Below are 19727 nucleotides of genomic sequence, written 5' to 3' on the forward strand. Positions count from 1 at the left end.
AACTATAAATGGCTTATTTTGTTATTATTATTGATTCTAAAATCAGTTTTATTTAATTTTTAAAGAATGTTGTTTTGACTTAATGACAAAATGACTTTGATATATACTTATGACGAAATCCAAATTAACAACTCTTGACAGTTTGTCATTACAAGGAATAAATGAAGATGCCGAATTAATACCTTTAATGACTCCTGAAGACGAGGAGGAAATAGATAAAGAAGATTTACCAGAAACTCTCCCTATATTACCACTTAGAAATACGGTGCTTTTTCCTGGTGTGGTAATTCCTATAACAGCTGGTAGAGATAAATCAATAAAGCTACTAAATGAAGCCAATAATGGAAATAAAACTATTGGTGTCGTTTCTCAAAAAGAAGAAGATGTAGAAAATCCGACATCAAAAGATATAAATAAAGTTGGAGTAGTGGCAAGAATCTTAAGGGTTCTTAAGATGCCTGATGGAAATACTACCGTTATTTTACAAGGTAAAAAGAGGTTTAAGATCGATGAAATTTTAGAAGAAGACCCTTATATCAGAGCAAAAGTATCAGAAGTTCCTGAAAATAGGCCTTCTAAGGAGAATCAGGAATTTAATACAATTATTGATTCTATTAAGGAATTAGCTTTAGAGATTATTAAAGAAAGTCCTAATATTCCTTCTGAAGCATCTTTTGCTATAAAAAATATAGAAAGCAATTCCTTTTTGATCAATTTTGTTTCTTCTAATCTTAATTTACCTGTTGATGAGAAACAAAAAATATTAGAAATAAATAGTATAAAAGATAGAGCACTTGCTACACTGAAGTATATGAATCTAGAGTTTCAGAAATTGGAACTTAGAAATGATATTCAAAACAAGGTGCAGCATGATATGAGTCAACAGCAACGTGAATATTTTCTTCATCAACAGATGAAAACCATTCAGGAAGAGCTTGGCGGAGTATCACATGAAGATGAAATAGAGGAGATGCAAGCCCGTAGTAAGGATAAAAAGTGGGATGAAGATGTAAAGAATCACTTTGACAAAGAATTATCTAAAATGCGGCGTATGAATCCGCAGGTAGCGGAATACTCTATTCAACGAAACTATCTTGATCTATTTCTAGATTTACCTTGGAACGAGTTTAGTAAGGATAAATTTGATCTGAAACGTGCAAAGAAAATTCTTGATCGTGATCATTATGGATTAGATGAAGTAAAAAAACGTATTATCGAGTATTTAGCAGTATTGAAGCTTCGTAATGATATGAAATCTCCAATATTATGTTTGTATGGACCTCCAGGAGTTGGTAAGACCTCTTTAGGGAAATCTATTGCAGAAGCGCTAGGTCGAGAATATGTTCGTATTTCGTTAGGGGGATTGCGTGATGAGGCTGAGATTAGAGGGCATAGAAAAACGTATATCGGTGCGATGCCGGGTAGAATTGTTCAAAGTCTTAAAAAAGCAGGAACTAGTAATCCTGTATTTGTTTTAGATGAAATAGATAAACTTTCTGTAGGAAATCAAGGAGATCCTTCTTCCGCTTTATTAGAAGTTTTGGATCCTGAACAAAACTCTGAGTTCCATGATAATTTCTTAGAAATGGGATTTGACCTTTCTAAAGTAATGTTTATAGCTACTTCTAATAGCCTGAATACGATACAACCCGCATTACGTGATCGTATGGAGATTATTAATGTAACTGGATATACAATCGAAGAAAAAGTAGAAATAGCAAAACAACATTTACTTCCAAAACAATTGGTAGAACATGGATTAGATAAGTCACATCTTAAAATAGGAAAAGCTCAATTAGAAAAGATCGTAGAGGGATATACTAGAGAATCAGGAGTAAGAGGCTTAGAAAAGCAGATAGCAAAAATGGTGCGATATGCAGCTAAGAACATTGCAATGGAAGATTCATACAATGTAAAGGTTAGTAATGAAGATGTTATAGAAGTACTTGGAATTCCTAGATTAGAGCGTGACAAATATGAAAACAATGAGGTAGCAGGTGTAGTAACAGGTTTAGCTTGGACGAGTGTAGGAGGTGATATTTTGTTTATAGAATCTATTCTTTCTAAAGGAAAAGGAAACCTTACAATAACTGGTAACTTAGGTAAAGTGATGAAAGAATCTGCCACTATTGCTATGGAATATATTAAGGCAAATGCAGATATACTAGGAATCAATCAGGATATTTTTAGTAACTATAATGTTCATATTCACGTTCCAGAAGGAGCAACTCCCAAAGATGGACCAAGTGCGGGTATAACGATGTTAACTTCGTTAGTATCATTATTTACACAAAGAAAGGTAAAAAAGAGCATTGCGATGACCGGAGAGATTACATTAAGAGGTAAGGTATTGCCAGTAGGAGGGATTAAAGAAAAAATTCTAGCTGCAAAAAGAGCACATATCAAAGAAATATTGCTTTGTGAAGATAATAAAAGAGATATTGAAGAAATAAAATCAGAATATCTTAAAGGATTGAAATTTCACTACGTAAAAGAAATGAGTGAAGTATTAGAATTAGCATTGACTAAAGGCAAGGTTAATAATGCTAAAAAACTATAATCAATTAATAGATTATAATGTAATTACAGATATTTAACTTAAAACAAAAAAAACGTTTATTCAAATTGTTTTCAGAGTAAATATTGAAAAATTATCTGTTGCCAACGAATATTAGATCTATTAGGTTTTAAAAACCTAATAGATCTTTTTTTTAAATAATTAAACGCTTGAATCTATTGATTCTATTGCATATTTATGATTTTTAGATAATTACTTAAAAAAAAATAGAATAAATATGTAACAAATTTTAACAATGCTCGTCATATATGTAAACAGTAGAGAAATTAACACTATATTTTAGTAGATCATCAAAAGTTGAATTGATATTGAAAGGGGGTTCATCCTTATACATCTTGGGATGGGTACTTTTAAAATGAAGTATTATATTTAACTAGCAATCAAAAACGTAATTTACTTTACTAATAATTACAAGTTCGAACAATATTTTTTGAGCGTTTATCCTGATACTACTTGGGATGAGCGCTTTTCTTATTTTATAGGGTAAATCAACCATTTTAGTCCACTTTTTTTGAGGTTTACGCGCATCAAAAAGTTGTATAAATATCTTACTTTTATTCCGTAAACCAGACTTTGTTTTTCAATACATGTTTTTATCAACCAACATATATATTACACGTGAAAAACTTTTAAAACCTAATTTTGAAATGTCACACCTATAGTATTCCTCGATAGGTTCATTAGCTAAAGAGTTTTGGTTAGTCGGGATTGTTAAAAGCAATCCCGTTTTTTTTGTCATATATTCCCATAAGCTAAAAAATATCATTAATCTTGCAGACTATGAATATAGTATCTGATATAAAGACTCAAAGATTGGCAATAAAACTCAAACCTTCTGCAGAAAAGATGGTGAAACGTGGACATCCTTGGATTTTTGAAAACAGTATTCTTAAACAAAATGTAAAAGGAAATGCCGGTGACTTAACTATTATATACGATCATAAAAAGAATATAATATTGGCCATAGGACTATATGATCCCCACTCTCCAATTAGGATTAAACTGATCCAGTTTAAAAAAGCTGCACAGATTAATAGTGATTGGTTTGGTAATAAAATACTGGAAGCTTATGCTATAAGGAAACCTTTACTAGAGACTGATACGAATAGCTATAGATTATTGTTTGGTGAGAATGACCAGATGCCTGGTTTTATAGCGGATGTTTATGATACGGTTTTGGTTATAAAATTATATTCTCATATTTGGTTTCCATATCTTAATTGGATAGTCCCTCATTTGATTAAACAATCTAATTGCAAAACGGTTGTGGTTAGATTAAGTAGGTCTTTACAAACGATAGGGGGGACTTATGGTCTGGAAGATGGTAAGATAATTTATGGAAATCTGGAGAATGAAGTTGTAGTTTTTAAAGAACATGGTGTCTTATTTTCTGCTAATGTAATTAAAGGACATAAAACTGGTTATTTTCTGGATCATAGACATAATCGTAAACGAGTAGGAGATTTATCTAAAGGAAAAACAGTATTAGACGTTTTCTCATATGCAGGTGGATTTTCTATTCATGCTTTAGCTGGTGATGCAAAAGAAGTTATAAGTTTGGATATTAGTAGACAAGCATTGGAAATGGCAGAAGATAATGCTTCTTTAAATGAACATTCAGGAAATCATACTATTATGGTCTCGGATGCTTTTGAAGGTTTACAGGGGTTAATCCATCAGAAAAAGAAATTTGATGTTGTTGTGATTGATCCACCATCTTTTGCGAAAAGAGAAAGTGAAATTAAAAAAGCTAAAAACAGTTATGCCAGATTGACTAAACTTGGTGCGCAATTGGTAAAAACTAAAGGAATTTTAGTCTTAGCTTCTTGTTCATCAAGAGTAGTAGCAGAAGAGTTTTTTGAAATTTGTGAAGAAAATATTTCTAATACTGGAAAAGGATTTAAATTATTAGATAAGACATATCACGATATTGATCATCCTATCACTTTTCCAGAAGGTGCGTATCTGAAATGTGGATATTATCAAATAGATTAGAAAAGTATACAGAAAAATAATAAACCTGAGTCTAATTGAAAAAGTAAGTATTTACGTGATATATTATAACCAATGTAGACTCAGAATATTATTATGTAGTTATTAGTGCATTCCAAAAACGTGAACTTTTGCTCGTTTTTTGGATAGATTTTTAGTATCGTAGAAAAAAGTAATATTTCTTATAATTCGTTTATTACCTTTTAGATCAATAAGTCTTGTTACTTCACCTTTTTTAAAGTTTTTTCTAATTTGAATAACTTGTTTTTCTCTATTCTCATATTCCACCACAATTCTATGCATGTTTAATGAGCCATTAGTGATCTTTACTTTTAACTTTTTAAATGCTCCGTCTATGGCAGTTACTTTTATAACATCACGATCTATCTTATAGTTTACGGTTCTAGAACCTAAATGTTCCCATTTTACAATGTTTGACGTAAAACTACTTCCTACTAAAAAGATAATGATGAAGAATGGCAATGCTATTTTTTGTATTCCTAAATTTTTCATAGTTCAAATTTTAATGTTCTGTAATATGACTTTATAAGTTCTAAAAGGTTTAATAGTGCATACTTTTTCAGTTTACTTTGGTGTAGACATTTAGATAAAAGAAAAACCACATATAATTAAAGTATGTGGTTTCGAGTAATATGATTAAGCCTTAATATCTAATATAATATGTTTAAAGCTGTTTTGTCTGTATCTGTGAATTCACCGTCTTCATTAGGCCCAAAACATGCTAGCATTAAAGAATCTGCAAATGACGAAATAGGGGTGCCTGGAATCCAAATAGCAGGCGGTTCTGCAGGTAGTGAACCAGTGTAACCACAACTTTGACGATTATACCAGTCTTGATGTCTTAGTCCAATACAATGCCCAATTTCGTGCCCAATTACATGCTCATTTACGTTTACATTAAATGTATCTGTTCCAGAATTTATTCTTATCCATTTGTACGGTTCACCTTGAGCATTTGGAAAACCTGCACTTCCGCCACCACCAGCATTATTTACTTTATATACTACAATATCTGCTGGGCCAAAGTTTGTGCCAAATGTTAGATTAAAATTAAGAGTATTAGGTAATGCATTATAATTATTAACTGCCCAGCTTAGTGCTGTTTGCATTTTTGAAGTTAGTGCAAAACTACCGCCAGTATACCCAAGAATATTAATATTTCTATTAGCAGGAGATACTATGTTTACGTCTCTATATTGTTTGTCACCTCCATCCAAAGATTTTAATTCAGGATACGAATTTAAGTCTGATATAAGTACTAGTATATCTCCAGATACTAGGTATTTACAAGTTTTTCCGTCTAAATTGGTGATTTCTTCTATAGAAACATCATCAATGTTTATACCCATACTCAATAATTTATTAAGCTGTTCTTTAGTAGGTTCAAGAACAATTTCCTGCGCTTCTTCAGTAATTTCTTTTTTTTGGCAAGAGAATGTAATTGCCAGAACAATTGCACAAAGTGCTAATAATTTAATTTTTTTCATTTTAATATATTTAGTTGTGGTTGATTATTAATGTTCTTTACAGAATAATTATTCGAATTCACTTTATACAATAGAACTTGGTTATTAAGTTTTGAGACTCAATAAATATTAGATTTTTCATGATTTTAGTATAGTAACGCTACGGTGAAATCAAAAAAAGTAGCGAAACAATAGTATTTTAACACCTCACAGATGAAATAGTTTTTCTATTTCATAAAGTAGGTTTCAGAGGGATATTCTATTAGAAACCTTTTAATAAAGAGGCTGTAATAGAAATAATTTTAGGATAGGAACATAACTAGAGTATAGAATTATACCCTTTTTATTGTTTTCAAAAATAAGATGAAATAATAAGCAGAAAAAGGGGTGAAAAACCCTTATTAGTGGGGTAACACCCTTTATTTTTTAATACTTTATGAAGAAATGATTTTATATAAAAAGATTTAGGTACCTAACTTATCTGTCAGGATTATTAACAGGTCATTCGATTCTTATGTAGTTTTCAGACTGATAATATTGTCCATTTTCATCTACTGTGATCTGCTGATAGGAATTTTTATCCATTACTAGTTCAAATTTGAAAACCTGAATTGTGTCTATAATTTTCATCATAGGACCTGAGGCATATTCTAATCTTTCTTCTAATATATTACCTTTAATCACGTATGATCCGTACCCAAACCATTCATTGCTATCAGCTGGATCAAATCGAGTCCACATCACTTTTCCTTTACTGTAGACTTTTACCTGGCGGTATCCATTGGTATTAAATATTGTATCCGAAACTTGATTCTGGTCATATAATAACTGATGCTTTAGATTCCATACGCCTTCGAGATTATAGACATCAATTGAGGGAGTAGAATTAGTGTTTTTAATAGTGGTAGTAGAAAATAATCCGAGAATAATCAATACAAATATTTTCATGGTCAAGAGGTTTTAAGTTTGAACCTTAATAAGTTACAAAAATTTTGTGAGATTATTTTGTTTTGAAATGGCTTTATAATTTATTTGGGAGTGATTGTGAATAAGAATTTGATAACATACAAGACCTACTGATAAAAGTAGTAATCATAAAAAGTAACTTTGAAACTTGATAATATAGATATAAGGTTTTTAATATTTATAATTAAAAACACATTCTAGCTTGAAAACGAGAATATAATATGACTGAATATGTGTTATTAACTGATAATCAAACCTATTTTGTAGAATATCTTATAGGAGAGTTGATTTTATCTAATAGTATCAGTGAAGCAATGAAGTTTAATGATGAGCATTTGGCATTAAAATTTAAGCAAATGCTTCATAGTTCTTGTAAATTAACTACCAGTGTTAATACATATATTGGTTAATATCTGTTTTACAACCATAATTACTTAGTTTGAAAATATTATATGGAGTTCCCGGAGAGGGAATGGGGCACGCAACAAGAGCAAAAGTAATTCTTACCCATTTGACTAAAAGTCATGATATAAGAATTGTATCAAGTGATCGAGCATATCAATTTCTTCAGAAAGCATTTCCGGATCAAACTTACGAAATAAAAGGATTTCATTTTTCATATAAAGATGGAATCGTCTCTAGATCTAGAACATCCATCGATATCATAAAGCATGCGCCAGAAAATTTAATGACTAATTTTAAAAAATATAAAGACCTACAGGATGATTTTAAACCAGATATCATCATATCTGATTTTGAATCTTTTACTTATCTGTATGCGAAGTATCATAGGGTTCCTATAATAAGTATCGATAATATGCAGATTATTGATCGTGGTGAAATAGATGTCAATATACCTGAGTCTGAAAAATTGAATTATAAAATAGCAAAAGCGGTAGTAAAAGCAAAACTTCCTAATTGTAATCAATATTTGATATCCTCCTTTTTTAATACCAAAGTAAAGAAAAAGAATAGTTGTTTAATCCCACCAATAATTAGAAAAGAAATTCTGGATGCTAAACGAGAGATAAAGAATCATATATTAATATATCAGTCATCCTGTAGTGAAAAAAGAATGATACATCTTTTAAACAAACTACCTGAGGAAAATTTCTTGTTGTACGGTTTTAATAAAGAAAAAGTTCATGGAAATGTATCGTTGAAGAAATTTAGTGAAACTGAATTTATTGATAATTTTAGAACAGCTAAAGCCGTTTTCTGTAATGGGGGATATTCTTTTATAACAGAAGCATTATTCTTGAATAAACCTATCTGTACTGTTCCTATCAAGAATCAGTTTGAACAATACCTAAATGGCGCTTATATAGAAAAATTAGAATATGGAAAAATGCTTAAAGATTTTGAAATAGATGGAATACATGATTTTTTAAACGATCTGTCTAAATTTCAAAAGAAAACAAAGGAATATCAACAGAAGGATAATAGTTTATTGTTTAATACATTAGATAATAAATTGATGAGTATTACAGAACTAAAATAATTATTGAAGACAAAAAAAGGGATGAGTATAAAGTACTCATCCCTTTTTGTTATAAATTTATATGATTCTAATTCGATGATAACATCGCAAAGAATTTGTCTAGATTGGGTAACAATACGATTCTTGTACGTCTATTAATAGCCATATTTTCTTCAGTATCATTTTCAACTAGTGGTTGATAGCTACTTCTTCCTGATGCTATTAACTTAGCCGGATCCACATTGTACTTCTTCTGTAATAATCTAGTAATAGAAGTTGCTCTTTTAACACTTAGATCCCAGTTATCTTCTAATGCAGGAGTGCTAATTGTTCTTGGGTCTGTGTGACCTTCGATCATAACATCAAGACTAGGTTCAGAATTAATAACCTGTGCTAATTTTTCTAAAACATCATTCGCTTTGTTGCTTATTCTATAGCTTCCGCTATTAAACAACATTTTATCGGATATAGAGATCATAACTACGGTATTATCAATATCGATAGAAATATCTTCATCCTCTTTCAAACTGTCATCTAAAGAGCTTTTTAGATTATGAGAAACGGCAAGATTCATAGAATCTTCAAGGGTTCTAGCTCCCTGAAGTTTTTCTGGATCTACTTGAGCCAATGTTTCTTTCATCTTCTCTTTAGTGTTTTTGGAAATTACGGCAAGGTTATCAACCATTACCATTTTCTCATCGTTAGATTCTCTTAGCGAATTAATTTTTGCATTGTAATCAGAAACTCTAGCTTCGATTTTTGCAAATTTAGACTCTAACTCTTCTTTTTCTACAGTGGTTTTCTGTAACGTACTTCGAGTATTGTTTAAATCAGTCTCTAGCGCTAGATACTTCTTTTTAGATACGCAAGAGGTAGTCATTAAAACTCCCGATAATACGATTAGTGTGATTACTTTTTTCATGGTTATTTAATTAATCTTTTATACCTAACTAAAACTGCTTCTTGTGCGTTTTATTATATTTTCACCTACTAAACTTTTCATATCGAATTCTTAAAAATTGTTAAAAAAAATTGTTAAAATTAATATACCGTACTATTTTTACGGTAAATTTATTGCTTTGTTATTATTAATAAACTGAATAATAATACTTTAATGTTTTTTCTAGTATGATTGAAAGATTCTTATTCGAAACTATTTTTTTTATTGTTGTAACGATATTAAAAATGTGTCGTCTTATTATAAAGCAAAACCCTGAATCAATTTTACTTTAAATTTAAAAATTTTTGAAAGTTCATGTTTTTGAATAAAAGAAAATTATTCCTGTTTGGAATTTTAATTTGCGTAGCATTTATAAATACATCTGCACAAATAACCGAAAATAATGGTGATAAGTTATTGTTGAGATATAAGACGATAGTGTTAGACGGCACCATTACGTACTTACCAATATATAAGTTGAATCAAGAAAGTATTATCGCCAGAATTAATTCTAATAATATACTTGAATCCAAAGATTTCAAAACGGTTTATGATAAAGACTGGAGTAATACAGTTTTTAATGTTTTCTGGTTAAAAAAGTCTATAGATCCTTTTGTATTAAATTTTGAGGATGAAGTTTTCTCATCACCCGTAGAACATAAAATGGTAGTGACTTCCAGATATGGTTGGAGGAGAGGTAGGCCGCATCAAGGAATCGATATAGACCTTAGAACGGGTGATAATGTAAGAACATTGCTTAGTGGAAAAGTAAGATATGCGAGACGTCATGGAGGTCATGGAAAAACTATTGTAATTCGTCACGATAATGGTTTGGAAACTGTTTATGCACATCTTTCTAAATATTTAGTAAAAGAGAATGATATTGTAGAAAAAGGTCAAGTTATAGGTAAAGGCGGTGTGTCGGGCAATGCCAGAGGCAGCCATCTTCATTTAGAAGTGAGATATAAAGGAAAAAGTATTCATCCAGAGTATCTTTTCGAGTTTGATCAAGAGACTAAAGTTAGATCAAAAGATATTGCTGTTACAAAAAAATGGATGACCCCAAGATCACATCGGTCAACTAGAAAAAGTAAAATTGTCGTTCAAACAAATATTGAAGAAATAACAAATGAAACTCCTACTAAAAGTGTATATATAGTAAAGAGAGGAGATACCTTGTATGGGATTGCGAGAAAGCATGATATCGAAGTATCTGAAATATGTAAAATAAATGAAATTAGATACAACTCGGTTCTGAATGTAGGACAGGAAATTGTAATTTATTAATTCCTTACATATTTGTGTATCATTTCTAATAAAACGCTTTTGTCATAAGGTTTTAATATGTAGTCATTTAATCCTGCTCTCATAATTTGTCTATTTAATTGAGTAACATCAACGGCAGTTAATGCAATTACAGGAGTTGTGCCATCAAATTCTCTAATTCTTTTTGTAGTACCTATACCGTTAAGTTTTGGCATATTGATATCCATAAGAATAATATCATAAGAATTATCTTTTGCTAATTCTATAGCATCAAAACCATTGTCTATAGTGGTGCATTCAAAATTTTCTTTTGAAAGAATTTTATCTGCAACCAATAAATTCAATTTATTATCATCAACGATTAGTACTTTTTGCCTATCACTACTACCCGCAGTTTGATTAGTTTCATCGTTAGGATTAAATGTTTCTAGATCCACAACAAAAGCATATTCAGATCCCGATTGAGAATTATTTTGTAGTATGATTTCGCCATTTAAAGATTTAGCGAGTCTTTTTACTATAGTTGAATTAACACTGGTGCCCAGATATGATTTCTGAACATTTTCAATACCAATAAACTCTTGATATATCGACTTTTTATCTTCCTCTGAGACTTCGTTTCCATCATGTGTTACTTTAAAAGAAATATGATTGACATTCCCTTTTTTGTTGATTAGATGTGCCGAGAAAACAACATTTCCATTTCTGGTAAACCTTAGGGCGTTACTGATGAGATTCATCAATATCTGAGAAATAATAGCAGGATTGCCATTTAATGTTTCAGGTAGATCAGGATCGAACTCTGAATGTAATGAGTTATCACTATTTTCGATCGCATAACTAAAAGAATTTATAATATTTTCAGTTAACTCCTTTAAATTAAATGGTTTTTTAATGGGCGTAATTTCTTCGGATTCTAAAACATTAATCTGAAGTACATTATTAATGAGCGTTAATAAGTAGTCTCCTGAAAATTTTAATGATCTAAGATTTTTATTGCTTTCCAATTGCGGGTGTTCATTAGCTAGAATATTCGTTAAACCCATAATTCCATATAACGGTGTTCTTAATTCTTGGCTTAGAGAAGAAATAAATTCTTGGTTCATTTGGGTCTTTTTCTCGGTAGAACTAAGCAGCGAATCTAACTCATTGTTCTTATTTTTAAGTTTTTTACTTAATATAAAACATCGATAACCTAAATAGATAATACCGAATAAAAGGATAATTCCGATGATGTAATAAATCATTTGAAACATTTTATAGCAAAATAAGAGATATCAGATTTATCTTACAAGTTTGAAACCGTATTTTTTTGGTAATTAGAGCTTTTTTTAATTTTTAACTTGACAAAGAACCAGTTTGGTTGAGTTTTTGATTACAAATAATAAAAAAAAGTAAGGGATTGATTACCTTTAACGACTTATATGCATAAAGGAACTATGAAGATAAAATATACATATGTATCAGTATTAGCAGTTTTTTTTGTGATCTCTATGAATGCACAAATAGAAAAACCTTTATCTTCTTTAAAAGTTGATGAGAATAGTAATTTAAGTACTAGCAAATACAGTATCTCTTCAGGGTTGACTAAACCTAAAAATAATTTTACCTTATATAACAATTCAAAAGATTCGATTCGGTTTAATAGAACACAGAAACCTTTTGATATGACTGGAGATAATGGTCTTTTACAGCCAAGTTTTAAAGTTGTGCCTAAACATTTTCAAAAGGATAAAGAAATAAAAGAAGAGTATAAGTCCGATCAATATCTAGGAGATTTTAAAAGTACATCAGAGTATGTATATCTTATTTATAGAGATCATCAATCGGTAGATGGAGACTTGGTTCGAATTTTTATTAATGACGACGTAATTAAATCTAACGTTTATTTAGATGCTGTTTTCAAAGGATTCAAGATTAACCTTGTCAAAGGATTTAATAAAATAGATATCCAAGCACTAAATCAAGGTACTTCTGGCCCTAATACTGCAGAATTTCAATTACATGATGATTTAGGAAATATAGTTACTGCTAACGAATGGAATCTTACTACTGGAGTAAAAGCTACAATTATAGTTGTTAAAGAGTAATCCTTCATTTATTTAAAGCTCTTGTTGGAATAACAAAACCTATTTCTCATTCGAGGTGGGGTTTCTTATTTGTTTAACTTTTTCACCTAAATTAATTCTTCGCTAATTTTTATAGTAAATGTATCTTTAAGGATTACATTATTTTTTTGCTGTTATTTTCATACGCTAATTAGTAATAATTTTTATAGTGTTTATAGGGTGTTGGATATATTTAGTTCATCGTATTCATAATATTTTTGAAATATTATGTGATTTTTTTTATAAATAATATACTAATAATAAAAAACAAACTCAATATGAGTAAAGAAGAAGAGTTTACTCGAATAATTAAGAAGAATGAAGGTGTTATTTTTAAAATAACTACTGTATATACTGATCGATCAGAGGATCAACAGGATTTATATCAGGAAATCGTATATCAATTATGGAAAGCCTATGATTCGTTTAGAGGAGATTCTAAAATAAGCACTTGGATGTATCGTGTAGCACTAAATACAGCCATCACAAGACTTAAGAAGGAAAAAAGAATGGGTAATAAAGTTGGAATCGATCAAGTAGTATTAAAGCAAACAGAAAACTATAATATAGAATTCGAGGAGAAATTAAGAATTTTATATGCTCATATCAAAATGCTTAGTGATCTTGAGAAAGGGTTAATTCTATTGCTTTTAGAAGGAAAGAAATATGAGGAAATTGCTTTGATTACCGGATTGACTCCATCCAATGTAGGAACTAGAGTATCTAGAATCAAGCAAAAGTTAAAAACTCAAATAATAAAAGAATAAGGGCTATGGAATTAGAAGAAATGCAAGAAGTATGGTCTGAGATAAGTGGCCAATTAGAAAAACAAAAAAAGTTAACTGATAAAATGATAATTATGATGACACAGGAACGGTACAGAAAAAAATGGAACAAAATAGTATACCCAGAAATATTTGGTACAATTATTTGCTTTAGTGTAGCGATATTAATTCTATTCAATATTTCTAAATTAGAAACTTGGTATAATATATTACCTGGTATTTTGTCAGCTATTATCTTACTGGTTTTACCAATATTCTCCTTACGATCTATCAATAAAATGAGTGGGATAAATTTTTACAAAAATAGTTATAAGGATACCTTAATAAAGTACACTAAAAATAAAAAACAATTCCAATCTCTTCAGAAAGCCTCTTATTATTTAAGTTTTTTATTAATCTTTTTAATACTACCGGTAACATCTAAAATCATAGGTGGAAAGGATATGTTTACAGGTGTAAAGAATATTTGGCCTTTGATGATTTTTATTCCTTTAGGAATTACATTCTTTGTGTTTTTTGCCAAATGGGCTAAAAAATGTTATGGAAAAAATATCGATGAAGCAGAAAGTATATTAAGAGACCTACAAGCCGAAGAATAATTTTTTAAATATATTTTAAAACAAAACCAGAATCTAATACTAGATTCTGGTTCTATATATAATAGGATTTATGAAATCTGACTCATTAATTAAAAGGGAATGTAATGTTTTTGTACTTTTAAGGAATAACTAATGATTTTTATAAAATGAATTCTGGATTTAATATTAATAGAAAATTTCAATATTTAATTTTTGGCATTTTATTACTCAGTGCTATTTCTTGTAAAGATTCTACATCAAATGATAATCAGTTTGATAAAAACTTTGTTCATACAGTATATATTTGGCTGAATAATCCAGAGAATGAAGAAGATAGAAAGCTTTTCGAAGAGTCATTATCAAAGTTTCTGAAAACATCAAAGTATGCAAAAACTAACTTTGTTGGAACTCCTGCGGGGACGGATAGAGAAGTAGTCGATAATTCATATACTTATGCAATTGTAGTTACTTTTTCTTCTAAAGAGGAGCAGGATTTATATCAAAAAGAAGAAGCACATCTTTTGTTTATTAAAGAGGCTTCTTCTTTGTGGAATAAAGTACAGATATATGATGCATTTGGTTTAGATTAAAATTTCTTAACCATTATTTCTATGACTTTTTATCTAGATAGGATCCTAAATTAGTAAGTGTATCATCCCAGAATTGCTCATAGAACTTCAACCATTGATTTACTTCTTTAAGTGGTTTTGTGTCTGCAAAACAAAACCGTTCTCTCCCCTTAGAATTTATTCGAACTAAGCCTGCATCCTCAAGTGTTTTAAGATGCTTAGTTACTCCCTGACGACTCATTTCAAATTGACTTGAAATCTGAGTAATGGGTAGGGCAGTAGCAGCCAATACCAAGGCGTGAAATATTTCTCTCCTAGTTGGATCGGCTATTGCCTTTAGTATTTTGGTGATTTTATCTTGCATGCACTTCTTGTGTTAAATATCCAGATAGTTGGTTGATACAGTTATCCCATCCACCATTAAAGCTCTTAAACATGGTTATAACATTGTCTACTGGGTAGTTAGAAATACCTGAGTGCTCCAGATATAATTTAGTTCCTCCTTCGATTTTTTCTAACTTCCAGGTAACTGTAGTCTCTACATCTGTATTTGCCACTATCCAAGTGTAAATCAAAGTATAAGGACTAGCTTGTTTTACGGTACCTGTAATTTGCGAACAATTTTCTTTATCAGCAGAATTAAAGCTATAGTTATAACCAACTTCGGCTTTAAAATCTGCAGGTATAAACCAAGTAGATATTTCTTCAGCTTTAGAAATGGCATTCCATATTTTGTCTATAGAATGTTTGAAAATGTGTTCTTTAGTGATACGATCTTTCATTTTGAATCTGATTTTAAATTAATAAAGCAACTATATGGTTGCAAATTTAATCAATTTGTTTAGTTAAGCAACTTTTTGGTTGCTTTTTTGTTAAAGTCCTGTTTTTATGATTTTATAGCTACTGTATATTAATGAATTGCTAAAAAATTGCAAAGTGATTTTTTTAACTGAATATTTCTTATTACTTTGATAGTCCTCAATCGTAAGTATATTTTCCCCATTTTTTAATTATTAGTATCAAAGTGAAAAACACTTTGATGATTTTGAATACATATACATACAGGGTGTTTTAACTAAAATACCCAATAATAGGTATGTTATACATATTCAAAATTATAGAAATTACAAATGCTAATTTGTACTCAGTTAGATAATAAGAAATAATTTCTTGTTACATGTTTCTCTGACAATGACGCATACAAACACTAATTATTATATGGCATTGATTTATGATCAAATAAATGGGGAAGCTCAAACTCACGTACTAATTATAGGAGTAGGAGGCTATCGTTATCTTTCTGAAGGAACAGAAGAAAAGGTTCAGAATTACGAAAGAGTTGGTATTTTGAAACAATTATCATCACCTCCTAAATCAGCTTTGGCTTTTAGAGATCATTTACTAGAAATTGAAAACGATGAACAAAAAGGATTTGTCAAACCTTTAGGAAGTATTGAGTTATTGATTTCTCCTTCACCTAAAGATCCGTTTCCAGGTGAGGATGGAGAACAGTTTGAAGCCTCAAATTTTGATAATGTTTCACGGGCGTATAATGATTGGAAACAACGTTGCGATAGTCATGTGGATAATGTCGCTATTTTCTTCTTCAGTGGTCATGGGGTAGAAAAAAAAGATCATTATCTGTTAACTGAGGATTTTGGAGCTAATCCTAATAACCCTTGGTTAAATGGAAGTTTTACTTTCAATAAAACCAGAAATGCATTTCATTCATGTAAAGCGTCTACTCAATGTTTTTTTATAGATTCTTGTAGAAAGATTAACGCAGGTATGCTCCAAAGTGATCTTCCTGATATTCCTTTGGATGTTCCTTTATTAACAACTCCAGATTGCAAACATGATCTTACAATGAAAGCAGCAGCACATAATGAAGCTGCGTATGGCCCCCAAAAAAAACCTTCTTTTTTCACACAGTCTATTATAAAAGCTTTACAAGGTTATGCAGCGGATAAAAGAGGAGGACAATGGGCTGTAAATACAGGTGATATTGCTATGCAGATTCATAATATTCTTCGTATGATTAAATCTACTGAAGGATATAAACAGCGATGTGTCTATACAGCTAGTGAACCTTCTGGTATAATTACTTTTAGTAAAGCACCTCCAGCACATCTATCTGTGGCTTGTGATCCAGCTGAAGCAACAAATGTGTCTAAATTGAAATGTAAAGCTCTTGAAGGAGAAACTGAATTTACAGAAGATCCAAAATCGGAATCTTGGGAATTAGATATGATTGCCGGATACTATACATTACAGACGGAATCACAAAGTGAGGAATTTAACAATGGAGAAACACTAGCCTTAGTACGCGCATTAACTAACGAAAAAATAAACTGTTCCCGAAATGAGTAATCTATCTATACATATTGTAACACATGGAAATGATTCTTTCCGTATTCCTAAGAAGATTACTATTCTCAATTCTATACTAGAGGAGATTGATTCTTTTTGGATGAGTTATGATAATTACAAAAACTTAGAGGTAGAACCGGGAGTTTACGGAGTAGTGCTTACATTGGCTTCTGGTAAGAAAATGGAGAAAGCTGTCATAGTGAAGCCTAATTTAATAGGAAAAGTAACGTTCAACTTATCTGGATTAAGTCCAAGGGAAACACAGGAATGGGCATATTTATCCAAAAACCTATCAACCCGTATTGATAAAGAAAAAGATTTAGTAGATAATATTTATTTAGGTGCCTGGATTCGATTATGGAAAAAAGAAGGAGAAAACTGGAAAGTTGTTAATATTCCAATTCAAGAATCTAGTTCTTGGGACGAAGAGGGTGTAAGTTATGAACTAAATGTAGACCGTAGTCAACAATTTTTACAAGTAGGAGGTCCTAAAATTCCTTGGAGATTAATCGCATTACCTCCTAATAGCAATTTGATGTGTCTAATCCGACCTAATGAAGGTCCTAAAAGCATAGTACATCCTTTAGAAGTCACAGTAACTTCAGAAAACTGGCACGCAGAAACTATTTTAACCTTACTAAATCAAGATTCTAGATCGAAAGCACAAGATCTTTATGACAATTCAGGACTGAAATCATCTTCTGCAGAAGACTTGTTATACGGAAAGATGTCGGATCCCGCTGCCGCCGCAATAGGAGGGTATTATTTACTAAAAGCCGGAGAATTAGATCGATTACATAACTGGGCTGAAAATCTAGCCAATTGGATGCCGTGGATGTCAGATGGTTCAATTATCTGGGCGTGGCAATTGATCAAAGAAGGAAGGAATAATGGTAATATGGATATTATCGAAATCAAATCACGTTTTCTGGAAGCTACAAAAAGAGGAATACCTCTATATACAGAAGGTTTAAGGTTATTATGGAAGGGGTTAAAAATATTATTTGATAATGATAATTTAGACTCAGAAATTGAAGAAGCATTAAAAATAGTAGAAAAATACGCTGAAGCCGCAGACTGGACAACAACTACCACTACTTTTAATGGAATTGATCCTCAGCAACCTCGTAAAAAGGCAAAGAAGGGAACACCTCACAACAAGGATTTTATAGCATATATCTATGATGTTCCTATAAAAGAGTTAATAAAAGATACGGTACTTGATCCTATTGATGATAACATGGAAATATATACAGGAGATACCGTTTTCCAAAGATTCAAGATACAATCTGATGGTAGTATCAGATCAGATGAAGGAATAAAGTTTGATTCTATTTATAAAGCAGCAAAGGAACTCAAGGGACAAGGAACTATGGACGGAGTTATAAACGAAAAATTAGAAAATATTCATATTAAATTTCCTAAAAAAGACTTTGATTCTGAAATAAGAAAATACAGAATGGGAAAAGGAAAACTATAAATATATGTTTAATATCAAATTTTTACCGGCAAGATTTGGCGATTGTATCTGGATAACTTATGGTCCAGAAAATAATCCTAGTCGTATTCTTATTGATGGGGGTACTGGAGGCACAAGACATAGTATTAAAAAATTAGTGGAAGAACTCCCTGAAAATGAAAGAAAGCTTGAATTATTAGTCGTAACGCACATAGATAGAGATCATATCGAAGGTATTCTTAAATTGTTAGAAGAAGAAGAATTACCTTTTAGTATACGTGATTTATGGTTTAATGGCTGGGGGCATTTGAGTGCACCAGTTAATGGAGAAATAGAAGTTTTTGGTGCAGTACAAGGTGAACGTCTTTCGACTGCCATATTAAAGCATAATTTATCTTGGAATGGAGATTTTGATAAGAAAACTATTGTAGTAGATAATGAAGAGTTACCAAAAGTAACGCTTCCGGGAGGTATGCAACTGACACTTCTATCTCCTGCACCAAAGCACTTGTCAGAACTTAAAGATAAGTGGGAGTGTGAGGTAAGAAAAGCTAATTTGTATCCAGGTGTTGGTTTAGCAGTTAATGATGAAGAGGAGACCGATGATGGAATTGATAGCTTTGGAGGTGAAGAGATACCCAATATAGATATACTATCACAGGAAAATTTTGAAGAAGATACGTCTGCGGGAAACGGTAGTAGTATTGCTTTTTTAGCAGAATATGAAGGAAAGAAAGTATTGTTTTGCGGAGATGCGTTTCCTAGTCAGCTATTGGATACGCTTAATATAATAGCTCCAGATGAAAAAATAGATTTAGATCTTTTTAAAGTATCACATCATGCCAGTTCTCATAATACAAGCCCAGAATTGTTAGACAAGGTGAACTGCAAGAATTTTGTTATTTCTACAAATGGAAGAATCTATAAACACCCTAAAGAAGTAACTATAGCCAGAATCTTAAAATCTAGCGGAGCCAATGTCCAACTTATTTTTAATTATAAGTCCAAGATTAATAAGATTTGGGATGAAAGTTTTATGAAAAACAGATATAATTATACAACAATGTATCCAGATTCAGGAATGGAAATAGTACAAATAAATATTTAAAATCACCCCTAATAAACTAATATAGAGCACTTTTTTAAATC

The 19727-nt window shown here is 30.8% G+C and carries 19 protein-coding genes; 12 read left to right on the forward strand and 7 right to left on the reverse strand.

Annotated elements, in window-relative coordinates; all coding sequences use genetic code 11:
- The first annotated feature begins 109 nt into the window (after positions 1-109).
- Positions 110-2560, forward strand: a complete 2451-nt coding sequence (lon, locus tag Q0921_RS02025; RefSeq protein ID WP_299252519.1) for an endopeptidase La — start codon at positions 110-112, stop codon at positions 2558-2560.
- 798 nt (positions 2561-3358) lie between these two features.
- Positions 3359-4573, forward strand: coding sequence for a class I SAM-dependent rRNA methyltransferase (locus Q0921_RS02030; protein ID WP_299252522.1), 1215 nt, complete (start codon positions 3359-3361; stop codon positions 4571-4573).
- A 102-nt stretch (positions 4574-4675) separates the two neighbouring features.
- Here Q0921_RS02030 and Q0921_RS02035 read toward each other — a convergent pair whose 3' ends face one another.
- The 3 genes from Q0921_RS02035 to Q0921_RS02045 form a co-directional block, all read right to left on the reverse strand.
- Positions 4676-5083: a DUF2541 family protein gene (locus Q0921_RS02035; protein WP_299252525.1), complete on the reverse strand. Its 408-nt coding sequence runs from the start codon at positions 5081-5083 to the stop codon at positions 4676-4678.
- A 158-nt stretch (positions 5084-5241) separates the two neighbouring features.
- Positions 5242-6078 (reverse strand): M57 family metalloprotease, encoded by an 837-nt coding sequence (locus Q0921_RS02040; protein WP_299252528.1) that lies wholly within the window; start codon positions 6076-6078, stop codon positions 5242-5244.
- A gap of 480 nt (positions 6079-6558) precedes the next feature.
- The gene (locus Q0921_RS02045) at positions 6559-7005 is read right to left on the reverse strand and encodes a hypothetical protein (RefSeq protein ID WP_299252531.1); all 447 of its coding nucleotides are present in this window, start codon (positions 7003-7005) and stop codon (positions 6559-6561) included.
- 239 nt (positions 7006-7244) lie between these two features.
- On the opposite strand from Q0921_RS02045, the gene Q0921_RS02050 reads away from it, so the two are divergent.
- Both Q0921_RS02050 and Q0921_RS02055 read left to right on the forward strand, forming a co-directional pair.
- A complete protein-coding gene (locus tag Q0921_RS02050) occupies positions 7245-7433 on the forward strand; it encodes a hypothetical protein (RefSeq protein ID WP_299252534.1) in 189 nt (62 codons plus the stop codon).
- A 29-nt stretch (positions 7434-7462) separates the two neighbouring features.
- Positions 7463-8524, forward strand: a complete 1062-nt coding sequence (locus Q0921_RS02055; protein ID WP_299252537.1) for an MJ1255/VC2487 family glycosyltransferase — start codon at positions 7463-7465, stop codon at positions 8522-8524.
- Positions 8525-8591: 67 nt separating this feature from the next.
- Here Q0921_RS02055 and Q0921_RS02060 read toward each other — a convergent pair whose 3' ends face one another.
- Positions 8592-9425 (reverse strand): OmpA family protein, encoded by an 834-nt coding sequence (locus Q0921_RS02060; protein ID WP_299252542.1) that lies wholly within the window; start codon positions 9423-9425, stop codon positions 8592-8594.
- A 339-nt stretch (positions 9426-9764) separates the two neighbouring features.
- Between Q0921_RS02060 and Q0921_RS02065 the strand changes: the two genes are divergently transcribed.
- Complete coding sequence (locus tag Q0921_RS02065; RefSeq protein WP_299252545.1) at positions 9765-10730, forward strand: M23 family metallopeptidase; 966 nt, start codon at positions 9765-9767, stop codon at positions 10728-10730.
- On the opposite strand, the gene Q0921_RS02070 is transcribed toward Q0921_RS02065, so the two are convergent.
- Positions 10727-11815 (reverse strand): response regulator, encoded by a 1089-nt coding sequence (locus Q0921_RS02070; protein ID WP_299252548.1) that lies wholly within the window; start codon positions 11813-11815, stop codon positions 10727-10729. The genes Q0921_RS02065 and Q0921_RS02070 overlap by 4 nt on opposite strands.
- 318 nt (positions 11816-12133) lie before the next feature.
- Between Q0921_RS02070 and Q0921_RS02075 the strand changes: the two genes are divergently transcribed.
- The 4 genes from Q0921_RS02075 to Q0921_RS02090 all read left to right on the forward strand — a co-directional run bounded on the left by Q0921_RS02075 (position 12134) and on the right by Q0921_RS02090 (position 14770).
- The gene (locus Q0921_RS02075) at positions 12134-12799 is read left to right on the forward strand and encodes a hypothetical protein (RefSeq protein WP_299252551.1); all 666 of its coding nucleotides are present in this window, start codon (positions 12134-12136) and stop codon (positions 12797-12799) included.
- 296 nt (positions 12800-13095) lie between these two features.
- Entirely contained in the window at positions 13096-13584 is a 489-nt protein-coding gene (locus tag Q0921_RS02080; RefSeq protein ID WP_299252554.1) for a sigma-70 family RNA polymerase sigma factor, read from the forward strand.
- Between the two features lie 5 nt (positions 13585-13589).
- A complete protein-coding gene (locus Q0921_RS02085; protein ID WP_299252557.1) occupies positions 13590-14201 on the forward strand; it encodes a hypothetical protein in 612 nt (203 codons plus the stop codon).
- A gap of 146 nt (positions 14202-14347) precedes the next feature.
- A complete protein-coding gene (locus tag Q0921_RS02090; protein WP_299252560.1) occupies positions 14348-14770 on the forward strand; it encodes a Dabb family protein in 423 nt (140 codons plus the stop codon).
- 19 nt (positions 14771-14789) lie between these two features.
- Here Q0921_RS02090 and Q0921_RS02095 read toward each other — a convergent pair whose 3' ends face one another.
- Complete coding sequence (locus Q0921_RS02095; protein WP_299252563.1) at positions 14790-15113, reverse strand: helix-turn-helix transcriptional regulator; 324 nt, start codon at positions 15111-15113, stop codon at positions 14790-14792.
- The gene (locus Q0921_RS02100) at positions 15103-15531 is read right to left on the reverse strand and encodes an SRPBCC domain-containing protein (protein WP_299252566.1); all 429 of its coding nucleotides are present in this window, start codon (positions 15529-15531) and stop codon (positions 15103-15105) included. Before Q0921_RS02100 ends, Q0921_RS02095 begins: the two co-directional genes overlap by 11 nt.
- 436 nt (positions 15532-15967) lie before the next feature.
- Between Q0921_RS02100 and Q0921_RS02105 the strand changes: the two genes are divergently transcribed.
- From Q0921_RS02105 to Q0921_RS02115, 3 genes are read left to right on the forward strand one after another with little or no spacing between them, the layout of a single operon-like run.
- Positions 15968-17119, forward strand: coding sequence for a caspase family protein (locus tag Q0921_RS02105; RefSeq protein WP_299252569.1), 1152 nt, complete (start codon positions 15968-15970; stop codon positions 17117-17119).
- The gene (locus tag Q0921_RS02110) at positions 17112-18599 is read left to right on the forward strand and encodes a hypothetical protein (protein WP_299252572.1); all 1488 of its coding nucleotides are present in this window, start codon (positions 17112-17114) and stop codon (positions 18597-18599) included. The genes Q0921_RS02105 and Q0921_RS02110 overlap by 8 nt, the downstream gene beginning before the upstream one ends.
- 4 nt (positions 18600-18603) lie before the next feature.
- A complete protein-coding gene (locus Q0921_RS02115; RefSeq protein ID WP_299252574.1) occupies positions 18604-19686 on the forward strand; it encodes a hypothetical protein in 1083 nt (360 codons plus the stop codon).
- The last annotated feature ends 41 nt before the right edge of the window (positions 19687-19727 follow it).

Source organism: uncultured Aquimarina sp. (assembly GCF_947496855.1).
Lineage (GTDB): Bacteria > Bacteroidota > Bacteroidia > Flavobacteriales > Flavobacteriaceae > Aquimarina.